The organism is Phenylobacterium sp. (assembly GCF_030651755.1).
Taxonomy (GTDB): domain Bacteria; phylum Pseudomonadota; class Alphaproteobacteria; order Caulobacterales; family Caulobacteraceae; genus Phenylobacterium.
The window spans coordinates 1-15,921 of record NZ_JAUSBZ010000141.1 but is presented as its reverse complement, the minus strand read 5'-3'; the positions used below and the strand labels follow the sequence as shown (position 1 = coordinate 15,921).

Here is a 15,921-nt window from a genome sequence, read left to right as displayed (position 1 = left end):
CGATTTGCGCGTGAGTCTGTATTGCGAACCGCTCGGCATCGCGTCTTCGCCGGGCATCATCTGACGGCGACCATGGGCGAACCTCCTGTAGCGGGACCAATACTGTTGAATCGTCAGTATCTGCCCCATAAAAGAGGGAGTCGCCGATTGTAACTGTCGGTATTTGACGCGGTTGGGGCGCTTTTAGGCGTTGTCGTACGCTCTCCAGAATGGAAGGGTAGAAGAGATAATTTTTTGAGCTTGGCGTTCCGGGTTGACGAAGCGAGTAGCTACTCACGCTCATCAGCGGCGAGCCAAATCGGAATCGCGAATTGGAGCCGCCCCCAGCTCTTTGTGTCATGGCGTTTTCCTCGCTCACGTTGACACGCCATATTCTCACGGGTATGGGTTTTCAAAAAGAACAAAATAAGAACTTTTGGCTTGCCGGTCGAGCGTCCTGGTTTTCGCCCTGCCTTTTGTGTGCGTCTTGACGTTAGTGAGCAGGCAGCGTGCGCCATGCTCGGCATGGCCGCCCATGATCCAGCGGCAGAAAGGGACGGGCCTTGAACGGTGTTATGTCAAGCCTCCGCCGATGGTTCGGCCCGGCCACGCCGGCGGGGCGCGAGGTCAAGGCGTTGGCCGACCAGCTTCTCCGAGAAGCGGGCTATGAGCCGGGTCCGGGAGAACCCATCGGCCCCGACTGGTCCTATGTGGACTCACCCGCTAAGGCCAAGGCGCTGGTGGAGGAGGGCGTGCTGGTCGAGCTCCTGCTGCTGCCGGAGGAGTTCGGCGGTCCCCACGTGCCTGAGAACATTGTTTATGTTCCGCCCTTCGTGGAGGAGCTGAAGTCTCGCACCGACATGAACATAATCCGGCCCCTGATCATCGACGGCGTTGTCACCCAATACACCGCGATCCCCGAGCACGTCGGCCCCTGCATGGTGCCCATCGCCATCAGGGTGGAGGCCACGGAGCCGGGCCAGTTCGCCTTCAATCTGGCCATCTGGGGCGCGGCGCTCCGCAGAGGCTGAGCGCCCAGCCCCCCTCACCCCATCGGGTACAGAATCTCCTTCGACACCTTGTCGATGGCCTTCATCACCTCGTCGCTCAGGGTCAGGTCCATGGCGGCCAGGATGTCGGGGAGCTGGTCTTCGTGGGTGGCGCCGACGATGGTGGAGGCGACGAAGTCGTGCTGCTTGCTCCAGGCCGTCGCCAGCGTGACCAGCGAGATGCCGGCCTCAGCGGCGATGGCGGCGAAGCGGTCGGTGGCCTCCAGGGTCTTGTCGTTGACGAAGCGCCTGGCCATGGCCGCCTGGCGTCCGCCCAGGTTCAGATAGTTGGAGAAGCGCGCGCCCTGCGGCCGCGCGCCGTCCTTGTACTTGCCTGACAGCACCCCGCCGGCCAGGGGCGAATAGGGGATCAGGCTGACGCCCTCCTGGCGGCAGGCCTGGGCCAGCTCGTCTTCGAACCGGCGGTTGTTCAGGCTGAAATTGTTCTGGATGGTCTCATAGCGCACCGTGCCCTCGCGCTCGGCCACGGCCACCGATTTGGTCAGGCCCCAGCTGGTTTCGTTGGAGCAGCCGATGATGCGCACCTTGCCGGCCTGGACCAGGTCATCGAGGGTCCGCAGGGTCTCCTCATAGCCGGTCCCATGGTCGGGCCAGTGGGTCTGGTAGAGGTCCACATAGTCCACATCCATGCGGGTCAGGCTGCCCTCGATGGCGCGGGTGATGTTGTGGCGGTCGAGCGCGGTCATGCCGGCCCGCATAGAGCCCTTGATCCAGCCGTGGCTCGGCCCGCAGACCTTGGTGGCGATGATGACGGCGTCGCGGTTCTTGGTCTTCAGCCAGCGGCCGAAGATTTCCTCGGTGCGGCCGGCCCATTCGGGGCTGGGGGGCACGGGATAGTTCTCGGCCGTATCGTAGAAGTTGATCCCGGCCTCGAAGGACTTGTCCAGGATGCGGTGGGCCATGGCCTCGTCGGCCTGGCCGCCGAAGGTCATGGTGCCCATGCAGATGTCCGACACCACGATGGCGCTGCGGCCCAGGCGTTTGCGGCCCATGACGTGTCTCCCCAGGGTTTTGCTTCAGCGTTCTGATTGGCCCCTGGGATAGCATCGCTTGGCGACGTCCCGCCAGCCGCACGGCAGGCTGCCCCGACGTCATGCGTTCAGGTCCCTGGCGGCGGCCGCGCAATGGGCTAGCTTGGCCGCAAAACAACAACGGGAAACGCTCCATGACTCGCCCCCTGATCCGCAAAGCCGCCCTCGCCGGCGCCGTGGCCGCCGCAGGCCTCATCGCCACACCGGCCCTGGCCCAGGTGCCGCTGGACCCGGCCACGCCCAACTTCCTCATGTGGTCGCCGGAGCTGCAAAGCCGCGGCTACCGCACCATCGAGGACGTCTTCCGGGTCAACACCATCGAGCGGGGCGAGGCCGTCCGGCCGCTGGTGATGGCCGACCGCCAGATCGATCCCACCTTCGAGCATGAGGGCAAGAGCTGGACGGTGTCGTCCTACATGGAGGCCTTCAACGTCTCCGGCGTCCTGGTGCTGAAGGACGGCCAGATCCTGCTGGAGCGCTACGGGATGGGCCGCCAGCCGGCGGACCGCTGGACCTCGTTCTCGGTGGCCAAGTCCCTGACCTCGACCCTGGTGGGCGCGGCCATCCAGGACGGCAAGATCGCGGGCCTGAACGCGCCCGTCACCGACTACATCCCCGAGCTGAAGGGCTCGGGCTATGACGGGGTCACCGTGCGCCAGCTCCTGATGATGAGCTCGGGCGTGAAGTGGAACGAGGACTATACCGACCCCAAGTCCGACGTCGCCAACGCCGGCGCTGCGCCCGCCGAGCCCGGAATGAACGCCATGGTCAGCTATATGCGCAAGCTGCCGCGGGAAAATACGCCGGGCGCGGTGTTCAACTACAACACCGGCGAGACCGACCTGGCTGGCGTGCTGGTGGCCAACGCCACCGGAAAGAGCCTGTCGGCCTACGCCTCGGAGAAGATCTGGAAGCCCTACGGCATGGAGCGAGACGCCATCTGGATGCTCGATCCCTCGGGCCTGGAGCGGGGCGGCTGCTGCATCTCCATGACGCTGCGCGACTACGGCCGGGTGGGGCAGTTCATGCTGGAAGGCGGCATGGCGGGCGGCACGGCGGTGGTTCCCGAGGGCTGGGTGGCGCAGGCCACCAGCGCCCAGATCGACAATGGCGAGGCCGGCTACGGCTATTTCTGGTGGATGAACCAAGACGGCGCCTATCAGGCCTCGGGCATCTTCGGCCAGTCGATCACCACCTATCGTGACGACGGCCTGGTCATCGTCATCAACTCCGCCTGGCCCCGGGCCACCGGCCGGGACCTCTCGCTCGCCCGCTCGGCCTTCCTGAGCGCGGTGCGCGAAGCGGCGACCGCGCCCTAAGGGCAGCCGCTCACCCCAAGGCTCAGGCCCGGCGGCGCTCGCCGCCCAGGGCCTGGGCCAGACGGGCCTGCTGAGCCCGGGCGCCGTTGACGCCGGCCTCGGGGCCGCCGGTGCGGAACTGGCCCATCAGCCGCGCCAGCTCTGCGGCCTCCCTCGCCAGGGCGTGGCTGGCAGCGGTGGACTGCTCGACCATGGCCGCGTTCTGCTGGGTCACCTGATCCATCTGATTGACGGCGGCATTCACCTCGTGGAGGCCGGTGGCCTGCTCGTTGGACGAGGCGGCGATCTCGTCGACGATCTGGGTGATCTCGCCCACCTGGGCGACGATCCGCTGCAGGGCCTCGCCGGTGCGACCAACCAGCTCAACGCCGCCGGCCACCTGGGCGGTGGAGGCGCCGATCAGGGACTTGATCTCCTTGGCGGCCTCAGCCGAGCGCTGGGCCAGGGCCCGGACCTCGGAGGCGACGACGGCGAAGCCGCGGCCGGCGTCGCCGGCTCGGGCGGCCTCGACGCCGGCGTTCAGGGCCAGGAGGTTGGTCTGGAAGGCGATCTCATCAATGACGCCGATGATCTGGCCGATCTGGTTGGAGGACCGCTCGATCTCGCTCATGGCGCCCACGGCGTCGCCGACGATCAGGCCGCTTTCACGGGCGTCGGCGCGGGCCTGGCTGACCACGGTGCTGGCGTGCTGAGCGCCTGCGGCGGTCTTGCGCACCGTCGCGGTGATCTCGTCAAGGGCCGCGGCGGTCTCCTCCAGGCTGGCAGCCTGCTGCTCGGTGCGCCGGGACAGATCATCGGCCGCCTGGCTGATCTCCTGGGCGCCGGAGGTGATGGCCGAGGTGTTGGCCACGACCCCTTGCATGGCGGCCTGCAGCTTGCCCATGGCGGCGTTGAAGTCGACCTTTAGCTTTTCATATTCCGGGGCGAAGTCGGCCTGGACCCGGGCGGTCAAATCCCCGTCGGACAGCCGCGACAGGGCGCTCTCCAAGGCCTCGACCACCACAGCCTGTTCGGCGGCGGCCCGCTGCTGGCTTTCAGCATTGCGTTGGCGGTCGGCCTCGGCCTGCACCCGCAGCTGTTCCTGTTCGCGCCGGGCCACCTGTCCATCGGCCAGGTCATGGCGGAAGGCGTCCAGGGCGCGGGCGATCTCGCCCACCTCGTCCTTGCCGCCGACGCCATCGATGTCGGCGTCATACTGACCGTTCCGCAGCTGAGCGACGTTCCGCGTCAGTCGACCCAGGGGCTGGGCGACGATCCGGGTGGCGGCGAACCAGAGGCCCGCCAGCACCAGCCCGGTGAGCAGTAGGCCGCCGGTCAGAAGACCTATCACCAGCGCTCGCGCGGGCGCGGCGATGGTCGCCTGCGGCACGTCGACAACAACCGCCCAGCTGGTGTTTGACTGGGTCAGCTCCACAGGCAGCAGGATGCGGTCGACAGAGACCTCGCCGATCTTGACGCCCTTCAGGCTGAGGTCTTCCCCCTTGGCGAGGGCGGCGCGCATCTCTTCGGCGGCGACCTCATCATAGGCCTGGCCCCGTCGGGTTCCGTCGGCATGGGCCACCCAGAGTCCCGAGGCCGAAAGCAGGCCCACCGAGCCATCCCCCAGCGGCTGGATCTCGGTCAGCTCAGCCGAATAGGCGTCCAGCGCCACGTCGACACCCGCCACGCCGATGAGGGTTCCATTGGAAAACACCGGCGCCGTGATCGACGTCATGAGGACGTCCTTGCCGTCCACCGGATAGAGATAGGGTTCGGTGATCGCGCTTTTCTTGCTGGCGGCGGCCAGCCTGTAGAACGGCTCTTCATAGGGAAGGCCGTCATCCAGCGGGTCGATCTTCAGCGCGCCATCAACCATCACCCAATAGGGCTCGAAGCGGCCAGCGCTGTTCGAACCGCTCTCACCCTGGCCGGCGAACTCGCTGTCGCGTCCGTCCCACCCGGCAGGCGCCGCGACAAACCAGCTGCCCATCACCAGATCGGACGACATGGCGTAGTCCCGGATCAGCCGAGTGAAGGTGGTGCGGTCGCGCAGGCCGGTTTCGTGGAGCGCGCCGATCGATCCCGCCAGGGACGTGGCCGCTGTCTGCGCAGCGCCGATGTCGCCTGCGATGCTCTGGCCGACACTCTCCCCGACGGCGTGGGCATAGTCCGACGACAGGCGTGAGGTGGTGGCGTGGACCTGCTGGGAGAGAATGATCGCGGCGATCAGCAACAGCAGACCGATGGTCAAGCCCGCGGCGAACAACAACTTGGCGGAGATCGTGTTGAGCTTGGTCAGGGTCACGCGGCGGATTCCTGTTGGGAGTGGCGAAGTTTGGCATGCCTCGACAGGGTAAACGGCCGGTCAATACAGCCGTCGCCGTGGCGTCACCCGGCGGCGGGGGCGCGGACCTCGAATCTGCCAACCCTCTGGAACGGGCGACCTTTCCGCCCCGTGGGGACTGTGGCTGCGGCGCAATGTCGCGCCGGGCCGTGACGCCTCGGACGCTTCAAACATAACAAGAGAATGCGAATTGCTTGCATGACTGGCCGCTATTCGCTAGGGCGAATGAGAATTGTTCTTATTCGCTGCTGGGGGAATCCATGCCTGCATCTCGTCTGACCGCCATCCTGTGTGGCGTCGCCGTCTCCGCCCTTGCGACCGCCATCGCCGCACCGGTCCAGGCCGAGCTGTTGGACGACGCGGCGGCGCCGCTGCTGGATGCGGTCCTGGTGACAGGCTCGAAGACCGACCCTCGGGAGATCGGCGGTTCCGTGCAGGTGATCGATTCTGAGCAACTGGAGACCTTCGCCTATAGCGATGTGAACCGCGTGCTGCGCCAGGCGCCGGGCCTCTATCTGCAGGAGGAGGAGGGTTTCGGCCTTCGCCCCAATATCGGCATCCGCGGGTCGGGCACCGATCGCAATGGCCGGATCACGGTGATGGAAGACGGGGTGCTGATCGCGCCGGCCCCCTACGCCGCCCCGGCCGCCTACTACTTCCCGCGCATGACCCGGATTTCAGCTGTCGAGGTCAGCAAGGGCCCGGCGGCCATCAAATATGGCCCGCTGACCGTGGGCGGGGCGCTGAACCTGTTCTCCACGCCCATTCCGGACGTTTCGCCCGGCGATCTGTCGGGGCGGCTTGATCTGCTGGCCGGCGAGTATGGCGGACGCCGCGCCCTGGGCTCGGTGGGCGGTTGGGCGGCCCTCGGAGGCGGCTGGGAGATCGGCGGCCTCATCGAGGGACTCTATGAATCGTCTGACGGCTTCAAGGTTATTGACGCTGGCGGCGACACCGGGTTCGAAATCAACGACGGCCTGGTCAAGCTGGGCCTGCGGTCCACCGACGGTCGTCATCAGCTGGAGGCCAAGTACCAGCGCTATGACGAGACCAGCCACGAGACCTATCTCGGCCTGACCCTGGCCGACTTCAACGCTGACCCCTATCGCCGCTACAATGGTAGCGGGGCCGATGTGATGAATGTCGACCACGAGACCTTCCAGCTGACTCATCGCTTCCAGATCTCGCCCAATGTGAGCCTGACGACGCTGGCCTATCACCATGAGACGGCGCGGGCCTGGTACAAGCTCAACGACGTCCGCAACACCGCCAACACCGGCTGGGTGAGCATCAGCAATGTGGTGGGAAATCCCACCGCCAATGCGGTGCAGATGGCCGACCTGATCGGCGCCCCGGGCGTCACCGGCCGGGCCGGCGCCCTGCGGGTGCGCAACAATAATCGGCAGTACTCCGCCAGCGGCGTGCAGAGCGTCGTGGCGGTGGATTTCCAGACCGGCGCCGTGGATCACGGGCTGGAATTCTCCGTCCGCCATCACCGCGATGAGGAAGACCGTTTCCAGCAGGACGACCGCTACACCATGGTCAATGGCCGGATGGTGCTGGCCTCGGCCGGCGCGCCGGGCAGCCAGGAGAACCGCCTGGGCGAGGCCAAGGCCTGGGCCTTCTTCCTGCGCGACGAGATGGGCTTCGGCGCCCTTACGATAACGCCGGGCCTGCGCTACGAGACCATCCGCCTGAAGCGCACCGACTGGGCCCTGACCGATCCGGCGCGGACCACGCAGACCCGGGTGATCCACTCGAATGTGGATGTCTGGATCCCAGGGGTGTCGGCGGCGTGGCGGCTGAACCCGGAGTTCCTGTTGATCGCCGGCGCCCACCGTGGCTTCGCCAATCCGGGGCCAGGCTCGACCTCAGATGCGGAGACCAGCTGGTCCTATGAGGCCGGCGTGCGTTGGGGCCGCGGCGGATGGCAGGCCGAGGCCATCGCCTTCTTCAATGACTATGACAATCTGGTGGGGACCTGCACGGCCTCCACCGGGGCTGGCTGCAACATCGGCGACCAGTTCGATGGCGGCGCCGTCGAGGTCCGAGGCCTGGAGGTCGCCGCCTCCCACACCTTCGCCGACCTGGCCGTCAATGGCTTCGCCATCCCGGTGTCGCTGGCCTACACCTTCACTGACGCGGAGTTCAAATCGAGCTTCGTCAGCGCCTATGGCCCCTGGGGCGCCGTCAACGCCGGGGACGAACTGCCCTATCTGCCGGAGCATCAGCTGAACCTGACCGTTGGGCTGGAACTCGAGCGCCTGAAGCTGACCAGCGGCTTTAACTGGGTGTCGGAGGCCCGCGAGACGGCCGGTTCCGGCCCGATCGCCGCCAGCGACAAGATCGACGAGCGCCTGGTGATCGACCTGGCCGCGGAGTATGCGGTGACCCCCAACTTCGCCCTGTTCGCCACGGTGCAGAATGTGGCCGATGAGACCTACAATGTCTCCTTCTCGCCGGCCGGCGCTCGGCCGGGCGCGCCGCGTCTGGTCATGGCCGGGGTGCGTGCGAGCTTCTAAGAGCCAGGGTCGGGCCTGACCCTCAGTCGGCCTCGATCAGGCTCGATACGGCGATCTCCAGGGCCTCCACCGCGCGACGCGGCGAGAGGCCCTGGTCCCGCCGCAGCCGGTTCCAGGCGTCGAAGCTGAGCAGCATGTCCAGGGCCTCGAACCGCGCCTTGTCCCGCAGGAGCTCAGGGGGTGACTCGCGGCGCAGAATTTCGCGGCCCAGGGCGACGAAACGGGCATGGTCGGCGGCCAGGACCTGGGAGCGCTGCCGGTGGATGTCGCCGGCCCGTCGGAACGGGGCGATCCGCTCATAGACGCCGGCCCGGCGCTGAACGAGTTCAACCATCCGGCCACGCCAGTCGGCGCTCTTGAAGGGCTGGCTGATGATCCCCTGCAGTTCGGCCTCGATCACCGCGGACATCTCGCGGTAGAGACTGTCCATATCGTTGAAGTGCCGGAAGACGGTGCGCAGGCCGACCTTCGCCCGGTCGGCCACCAGTTCAGCGGCCGGCGAGGTCTCGCCCGCATGCACCAGCTCCAGCATGGCCTGGACGATTCTGGCGCGGCTGTCCTGCGAGCGCCGACGCCGGCCGTCGGCCTCTGGCGCGACAGGGGGTGGGTTTGAAACCTCGACCTTTACGGCGCGGGGCGCGTTCACGCTGGGATGCTCTGCCCGATCATAGGTCGGTGATTAGAACGCAGCGCGGGCGGGCGCCAGAGGTCAGGTGAAAATCGCCGCCAGACCGCCTTGCCGTAGCAGCGGATCGACAGCGCTTCGGGCGTCGGACCCCAGGTTCGCATAGGAAGCGCGCAGCCATTGCAGGCACTTGCCCTGATAGGGAAAGGGCGACTGGGTCCAGGCCAGACCATCGACCTCCGTGCGCACTTCGGCCGCGCCCCTCGCCAGGGCCTGCGCATTGGCCAGCATGACCGGGGCATAGACCCGGCCCATCTCCGCCAGCAGGGCCGCCAGGGTCCCCGGCTGCTCGGCCAGGGGCGTCCAGTCCCCGGGCTGTGGCTCCAGGCCCGAAGCGTCCTCCATCAGGCTCACCCAGGCGAAGACCCGGGGGGCGATCTTCAGGGTGAGGGCCATGGGCGTGGGGTCGAACTGGGCGAGCTGGGTCAGCTGACCATAGACGGCGAAATCGCTGGCCCCGGGCCTGCCTCCCAGCAGATAGGGCTGGCGGGTCAGGTGGGCCTCGAAGACCTCCAGGAAGCGGCGGTAGCTGGCCTCGATCACCGGCCCGGTGACGGGGTTGGAGCCGACCACATAGAGCCGGTCGATCTGCCGCCGACTGAACACTTCCCCCCGCTGGGCGAGGGACTCATCGGGGAGCGACAGGCCCGACCAGGCCGGCAGGATGCGGGCCGCCCGCTCGATGTCCTCGGCATAGGCCCAGCGATAGTGGAACATGGCCTTGGTCAGCCATTCGTCCGCATAGTCCTCGATCAGCTCATCGAGGAAGGCCAGCGCCGGATCTGTCGGAATGACGGAACGGCCCTCGACCTCCCGCTCCAGGCGGCGGATCAGCGGCGTGGAATCCGTGACCGCCTGCAAGGCGCCGGTCTCGTCGGGCAGGTAGAAGGTGGGCAGCAGCCGCACCCTGGGCTGGGGCAGGTCGGCCACCGCGCCGCTATTGGCCATCAGATAGCGGTAGGGAATGCGCCGGTACCGCAGCAGGGCCAGCATCTTGCGGGTATAGGGCGAGCCGGGCGAGCCGGAGAGGGCGATTGGCGGGCGGTCGGGCATGGGTCAGCTCCGCTTGATTTCAGCACGAACTATGCCAATAGTTGCGAAGAGCGCAAGGCTCTGGGGAGGCGCGGGTGAGGCGGGGCTGCGGGCGGACGAGACAGGGCGTGGGACGCCCCCTGGTTCTGAGTCTCAGTCTGACGATCCTTGGCCTGCTGAGCGGCTGCGGCCCGACGGCGGCGGCGCCCCAGGCCTGCCAGTCCGACCTGCCCCTGCCGGATCCGGACAATCCCACCGCCGGCATGGTGCGCCTGACCGGCGGCGTCTTCGCCATGGGCGCGTCGCCTGAGCATCCCGAGGAGGGGCCCCCGCGGCAGGTGCGGGTGGGGGACTTCTGGATCGACCAGACCGAGGTGACCAATGCGGCCTTCGCCCGTTTCGTCGAAGCCACCGGTCATGTGACCCAGGCCGAGCGCGCCTTGCCGGAGGCGGCCTATCCGGGCCTGTCCGCCGCTGAGCGACAGCCGGCCTCCCTGGTGTTCGTCGGCGCCGGCGCGGCGGGCGGAAATCCGGCGGCCTGGTGGCGGATCATTCCCGGCGCCGACTGGCGCCATCCCGAGGGTCCGGGGAGCTCGATCAAGGGCAAGGAGACCTGGCCCGTCGTCCATATCGGCTGGGAGGACGCCCTGGCCTACGCCCGGTGGCTGGGCCGTGACCTGCCCACCGAAGCCGAGTGGGAATATGCCGCCCGCGGGGGTCTCGCCGGCGCCCGCTACGCCTGGGGCGATGATCCGGCGCCGAAGGACCAGCCGCTCGCCAATACCTGGCAGGGGGTCTTCCCCGTGGCCGACACCGGCGATGACGGCCACAAGGCCCGCGCCGCCCCCGTAGGCTGCTTCCCGGCCAATGGCCACGGCCTCTACGACATCACCGGCAATGTCTGGGAGTGGACCTCCGACTGGTACCGGCCGGGCCTGGCGCCCGCCGCGGTGCTGGAACAGGGCGGACCATCCCGGGCCATGTCCCGGGACCCGGACGAACCCGGCCAGCCCAAGCATGTGATCAAGGGCGGCTCCTTCCTATGCGCCGACAATTTCTGCTTCCGCTATCGACCTGCCGCCCGGGCGCCCGGACCCCATGACAGCGGGGCCTCCCATGTGGGGTTTCGCACCGTCCTGCGGGTCCCGGCCGCGCCCGAACCTGGCTGACCCCAGCTCAAGACCCAGACCCGGAGCCTCGCCATGCGCTGGCCTGCCAAGCTCACCCTGATCCTTCTGGCCCTCGTCCTGATCGCGGGGGGAGGACTGTGGTTCGCGCGCGGGCCTCTGGCGCTCGCCCTCATGGACCGGGTGATGGCCCGCAACATGGCGAGCAATCCCCTGGCCGACCTGCCGGACGGCCTGCATGTGGCCCTGTGCGGCGCCGGTTCGCCCATGCCTGACGTCAGCCGGGGCGGTCCCTGCACGGCGGTGGTGGCTGGCCAGCGCCTGTTCATCGTCGACGCAGGCTCCGGCGCCAGCCGCAACCTGACCCTGATGAGCCTGCCGCCCGCTCGGGTGGAGGCCATCCTGCTCACCCACTTCCACTCCGACCACATGGACGGGCTCGGCGAGCTCCTGATGCAGCGCTGGGCGTCCAGTTCTGCCGCCGCCCCGACCCCGGTCTATGGCCCGCCCGGCGTCGAGACCGTGCTGGCCGGCTTCGCCCAGGCCTACAGCCTCGACCGAGGCTACCGGATCGCCCACCACGGGCCGGACGTCACCCCGCCGGCCGGCTATGGCGCGACGCCGCGCCCCTTCGCGATCCCCGACGGGGAAACCAGCCTGGTCATCCTCGATGAGCCCGATCTGAAGATCACTGCCTTCCGGGTCGATCACGATCCCATCGAGCCGGCCGTCGGCTACCGGTTCGACTACAAGGGGCGCAGCGCCGTGCTCAGCGGCGACACCACGCCCTCGCCGGTGGTGGAGGCCCAGGCCAGGGGCGCCGATCTGCTGGTCCACGAGGCCCTGTCCATCGACCTGGTCAAGCGCCAGAGGGCGGCGGCCGAGGCGGCGGGGCGGGCCAATCTGGCGCGCATCTTCGGCGACATCACCGACTACCACACCACGCCGGAACAGGCCGCGCAGCTGGCTGAGCGGGCCGGCGTGAAATTCCTGCTGCTCAACCACATCGTGCCGCCCCTGCCGATCCGCGCTTTGGAAGGCTCCTTCCTGGGCGAGGCCCGCGGCCAGTTCTCCGGCCCGGTCAGAGTCGGGCGAGACGGGGATATCATCTCCCTGCCGGCCGGAAGCGACGAGGTCCGCCAGGGCCGGCGCATGAACGCCCAGCGCTGAGGCCCTAACCGCCGCAATGCGGTTGCCAAGCATCACTGTGCGAATATAATGACACTTATAATGTCAATAAACGCGTCGTGGCCGGGGGGTTTTGATGGCGATCTGGATGCTGCCCTGGGGGCTCGCCCTTCTGACCTACGCGCTGTTCCTGGCCTGGTACGTCAACTGGCGCGGACCCCTGTCCAAGGCCGAGGTGGACTCGGCCCTGGCCGATCTCATCGCTTCCGGCCTGGAGATGGAGGGGCGCAACGATCTGGCGACCCTGCGGGATTTCCTGGAGGCCGACGACGGCCGTGAGTTCTTCATGCTCAACCTGGTGCGGATCGCTCCGGGCGCGGTGCCCGATCCGGTGAGCGGCGAGGCCAGGCCGGCCCGGCAGGTCATGGAGAGCTACACCCGCATGTTCCTGCCGGCCCTGTTCGCCCGGGGCGGCCACCCGGCGATCGCGGCGCGCAAGATCGGCGGCTATTTCGACGCCTGGGGGGTGGAGGCCGACCCCGGCTGGTCGATCATCGGCTATATGCGCTACCGCAGCCGCCGGGACCTGGCGGCCCTGGTGGTCGATCCCCGCTTCGCAGGCGCCCATGAGTTCAAGTTCGCGGCCATGCCGCAGACCTATTCCTTCCCGACCCAGCCCCAGATCATGACCCTGGCCGGACCCAAGGTCTGGCTCGCCCTGGCGCTCGCCCTCGCCGCGGCGGTCGGCCACCTGATCATCCTTCACGCTCAACTGAGTTCTACACCCATCCTGGCCGGCTGAGACCGGCCAGCTCCTGGAGACCGCCATGAACGTCCTGCGCACCCCCGACGAGCGCTTCGAAAACCTGCCCGACTTCCCCTGGGCGCCGCACTACCTCACCATCCAGGACGCCGATGGGACCGACATCCGCATCCACTATGTGGACGAGGGGCCACGGGACGCCGAGCCCATCCTGCTGATGCACGGCAACCCTACCTGGGCCTATCTTTACCGCAAGATGATCCCTGGCCTGCTGGCCACGGGGCGGCGGGTGATCGCCGTCGACCTGGTGGGATGTGGCCGCTCGGACAAGCCGGCCGCCAAGGAAGACTATACGCTCGCCCGCCACTACGACTGGATGGGCAAGTGGCTCACCGCCATGGACCTGCGCCAAATCACGCTCTTCTGCCAGGACTGGGGTGGTACGATCGGCCTCTATCTGGTGGCCCAGCATCCCGAGCGGTTCGACCGGGTGGTTGCGGCCAATACCGGACTGCCCATCGGCGAGGGCGAGAGCGATTTCATGAAGATGTGGGTCGGCATGATGAATGCGGCCACGGCCTTTCCCTGGCCCATGCTCGACCAGGGCATGGAGAACAAGCTGAGCGAGGCTGAGCGGGCGGCCTATCTCGCCCCCTTCCCCTCGTCGGACTACGAATGGGGCCTGATCTCCTTCCCCCTGCTGATCGCCGTCCAACCGGACAATCCCGGCGTGCCCCTGAACAAGGACGCCTGGGAGAAGCTCTGCCGCTTCGAAAAGCCCTTTCTGACCCTGTTTGGCGAGCTGGATCCGGTGGCCAAGGGCTGGGAGGTCCGCGCCCAGGCGAGCATCCCCGGCGCCCAGGGCCAGAAACACCAGATCATCCCTGGGGCCGGTCACTTCATCCAGGAAGACGCACCCGACGAACTGGTGGCCGCTGTCACCGCCTTCCTGGCGGTGACCTAGCGTCTCGGGGATACGGCCTGGTCGGCGGTTGCCCAGGCCGCCCTCGCTGTGGTTCACCTGATGGCCCTCAGCGTTTCGGAAAGACCGCGTCGATGATCACCCAACTCCAGCTGCGCCGCGACGCGCTGACCGAGAGCCGACTTGTGGAGCTTCCCCAGCCCGAGCTGGCGGATGGCGAAGTTCTGCTGGCCATCGACCGGTTCGCCCTGACCGCCAACAATGTCAGCTACGCCCTGTCGGGCGCCACCATCGGCTACTGGGGCTATTTTCCGGCGCCTGAGCCCTGGGGTCTGGTCCCGGTCTGGGGGTTCGCTGATGTGGCGGCCTCGCGCCATGCCGACTTGGCCTTGGGCGAGCGGATCTATGGCTTCTTCCCAACCGCCTCACACGTGGTCCTGACGCCGGACGCGGTGGGCGCCCGGGGCTTTGTCGACGCCGCCCCGCATCGGGCTGATCTGCCGGCCTTCTACAACCACTATCAGCGGACCACCGGCGAGCCTGCGGCCATGAAGGCCCTGGAGGATGAGCGGTGCCTGCTCCTGCCGCTGCTGGGCACCGGCTACCTGCTCTATGACTATCTGATCGACAACGGCTTCTTCGGCGCCGAACAGGTGCTGGTGGGCAGCGCCTCGTCCAAGACGGCCATCGGCCTCCTGAACATGCTGGCCCGCCACCCGGCGCCGCGCCCGCAGGTGATCGGCCTGACGTCGCCCGGCAACATGGCGTTCGTCGAGGGCCTGGGACTCTGCGACCAGGTGATCGCCTATGGCGCCATCGAGAGCCTGGATGGAACGGTTCCGACGGCCTTTGTCGACATGGCTGGGGACGGCGCGGTGATCGATGCGATCCACAAGCGGTTCGGCCCGCAGCTCAAGCTCAGCTGCGCGGTGGGCGCCACCCATTGGGACCAGCCCCGCTCCGCCGGCAAGGTGGCCGGCGCGCCGTCTCACGACTTCATCTTCATTCCCGCCCACATCGCCAAGCGTGACGGCGATCTGGGCCCCGGCGTCATCCAGCGTCGCATCCAGGTCGAGACCCTGCGGATGGTGGAGGAGCTGAAGGGCCGCCTGGCCCTGCATCACGTCTCAGGCCCCGAAGCCGTGCGCGCTGCGCTCAGCGATCTCGTCGCTGGACACACCCCGCCCACCGTCGGCCTGATCGCCAGCCTCGCCTGACATCAGGTGAAAGCGCCGAGGACGAAGCCTGCGCCTCGCCTCGACGCTTTCCATCACCCGGGCCAGTAGACGAATTCGTCAGCCTTGGTGGCGGGGTCGGCCAGGGTCTTGTCGATCATCACCGGCACGGAGCCGACATTGGGGAAGAGGGGGCCGCGCCCCGCAGTCTGGTGGGCCGCCAGCAGGGCCTTCAATTCGGCCACCTTCTGCGGATTGGCCTGCGCCAGATTGGTCTGCTCGGTGGGATCGGCCACAAGGTTATAGAGCCAGTCCTTCTTGGGCCGGTCCGAGGTCTGCAGTTTCCAGCCCTTGTGCAGGACGGCGCTGTAGTAGCCGCTCTGCCAGAACAGGGTGTCATGGGGCGCCTGGGCCGGCCGCTGCCCCGTCAGCCAGGGCAGGAGGTCGACCCCGTCGATGATCCGGTCCGTGGGCGTCGCTGCGCCGGCCGCCGCCGCCAGGGTCGGCATCAGGTCGATATGGGCGACCGGGTCGTTCATCACCGTGCCGGGCGCGATGCGACCGGGCCAGGTCATGAACATCGGCACCCGCACCCCGCCCTCGAAGAAGGTCAGCTTCCAGCCGCGATAGGGCTTGTTGATCTCAGGCAGGCCGATATAGCCCGCGCCGCCATTGTCGCTGGTGAAGACCACGATGGTGTTGTCGGCCAGGCCCTGGGCCTCCAGAGCCTCCATGATCTTCCCGACGCTGCGATCCAGGGCGAGCATCATGGCGCCATAGACCCGCAGCCGATGGTCCTTGATCTCCGGCAGGGCGTCATAGTCGGCCCGGGTCGCCTGCAGCGG

13 protein-coding genes are annotated in these 15,921 nt (G+C 67.8%); 8 read left to right on the top strand and 5 right to left on the bottom strand.

The genetic code is table 11. The annotated features are described in order from the left end of the window. Positions 1-554: 554 nt before the first annotated feature. On the top strand, positions 555-1,010 hold the full coding sequence (locus Q7V15_RS13310) for a hypothetical protein (protein WP_304756183.1): 456 nt from the start codon (positions 555-557) through the stop codon (positions 1,008-1,010). A gap of 14 nt (positions 1,011-1,024) precedes the next feature. On the opposite strand, the gene Q7V15_RS13305 is transcribed toward Q7V15_RS13310, so the two are convergent. Next, positions 1,025-2,041, bottom strand: a complete 1,017-nt coding sequence (locus Q7V15_RS13305; RefSeq protein ID WP_304756182.1) for an aldo/keto reductase — start codon at positions 2,039-2,041, stop codon at positions 1,025-1,027. A 173-nt stretch (positions 2,042-2,214) separates the two neighbouring features. Between Q7V15_RS13305 and Q7V15_RS13300 the strand changes: the two genes are divergently transcribed. After that, positions 2,215-3,399 carry a serine hydrolase gene (locus tag Q7V15_RS13300; RefSeq protein ID WP_304756181.1) on the top strand — a complete coding sequence of 395 codons (1,185 nt, stop codon included), beginning with the start codon at positions 2,215-2,217 and terminating at the stop codon, positions 3,397-3,399. 22 nt (positions 3,400-3,421) lie between these two features. On the opposite strand, the gene Q7V15_RS13295 is transcribed toward Q7V15_RS13300, so the two are convergent. Then, a complete protein-coding gene (locus Q7V15_RS13295; RefSeq protein WP_304756180.1) occupies positions 3,422-5,683 on the bottom strand; it encodes a methyl-accepting chemotaxis protein in 2,262 nt (753 codons plus the stop codon). Between the two features lie 299 nt (positions 5,684-5,982). Between Q7V15_RS13295 and Q7V15_RS13290 the strand changes: the two genes are divergently transcribed. Beyond that, the gene (locus Q7V15_RS13290) at positions 5,983-8,244 is read left to right on the top strand and encodes a TonB-dependent receptor domain-containing protein (RefSeq protein WP_304756179.1); all 2,262 of its coding nucleotides are present in this window, start codon (positions 5,983-5,985) and stop codon (positions 8,242-8,244) included. 22 nt (positions 8,245-8,266) lie between these two features. Here Q7V15_RS13290 and Q7V15_RS13285 read toward each other — a convergent pair whose 3' ends face one another. Beyond that, on the bottom strand, positions 8,267-8,890 hold the full coding sequence (locus Q7V15_RS13285; protein WP_304756178.1) for a TetR/AcrR family transcriptional regulator: 624 nt from the start codon (positions 8,888-8,890) through the stop codon (positions 8,267-8,269). Between the two features lie 63 nt (positions 8,891-8,953). Then, a complete protein-coding gene (locus Q7V15_RS13280; RefSeq protein WP_304756177.1) occupies positions 8,954-9,982 on the bottom strand; it encodes a glutathione S-transferase N-terminal domain-containing protein in 1,029 nt (342 codons plus the stop codon). Positions 9,983-10,089: 107 nt separating this feature from the next. Between Q7V15_RS13280 and Q7V15_RS13275 the strand changes: the two genes are divergently transcribed. The 5 genes from Q7V15_RS13275 (at position 10,090) to Q7V15_RS13255 (ending at position 15,118) form a co-directional block, all read left to right on the top strand. Then, positions 10,090-11,130, top strand: a complete 1,041-nt coding sequence (locus Q7V15_RS13275; RefSeq protein ID WP_304756176.1) for a formylglycine-generating enzyme family protein — start codon at positions 10,090-10,092, stop codon at positions 11,128-11,130. A gap of 33 nt (positions 11,131-11,163) precedes the next feature. Beyond that, complete coding sequence (locus Q7V15_RS13270; RefSeq protein WP_304756175.1) at positions 11,164-12,258, top strand: MBL fold metallo-hydrolase; 1,095 nt, start codon at positions 11,164-11,166, stop codon at positions 12,256-12,258. Positions 12,259-12,352: 94 nt separating this feature from the next. After that, positions 12,353-13,018: a hypothetical protein gene (locus tag Q7V15_RS13265; RefSeq protein ID WP_304756174.1), complete on the top strand. Its 666-nt coding sequence runs from the start codon at positions 12,353-12,355 to the stop codon at positions 13,016-13,018. A 25-nt stretch (positions 13,019-13,043) separates the two neighbouring features. Beyond that, positions 13,044-13,943 carry a haloalkane dehalogenase gene (locus Q7V15_RS13260; RefSeq protein WP_304756173.1) on the top strand — a complete coding sequence of 300 codons (900 nt, stop codon included), beginning with the start codon at positions 13,044-13,046 and terminating at the stop codon, positions 13,941-13,943. 92 nt (positions 13,944-14,035) lie between these two features. Next, entirely contained in the window at positions 14,036-15,118 is a 1,083-nt protein-coding gene (locus Q7V15_RS13255) for a DUF2855 family protein (RefSeq protein WP_304756172.1), read from the top strand. A 53-nt stretch (positions 15,119-15,171) separates the two neighbouring features. Here the strand turns inward: Q7V15_RS13255 and Q7V15_RS13250 are convergent. Then, a partial coding sequence (locus tag Q7V15_RS13250) for a sulfatase-like hydrolase/transferase (protein WP_304756171.1) occupies positions 15,172-15,921 on the bottom strand: 750 nt, incomplete at its 5' end.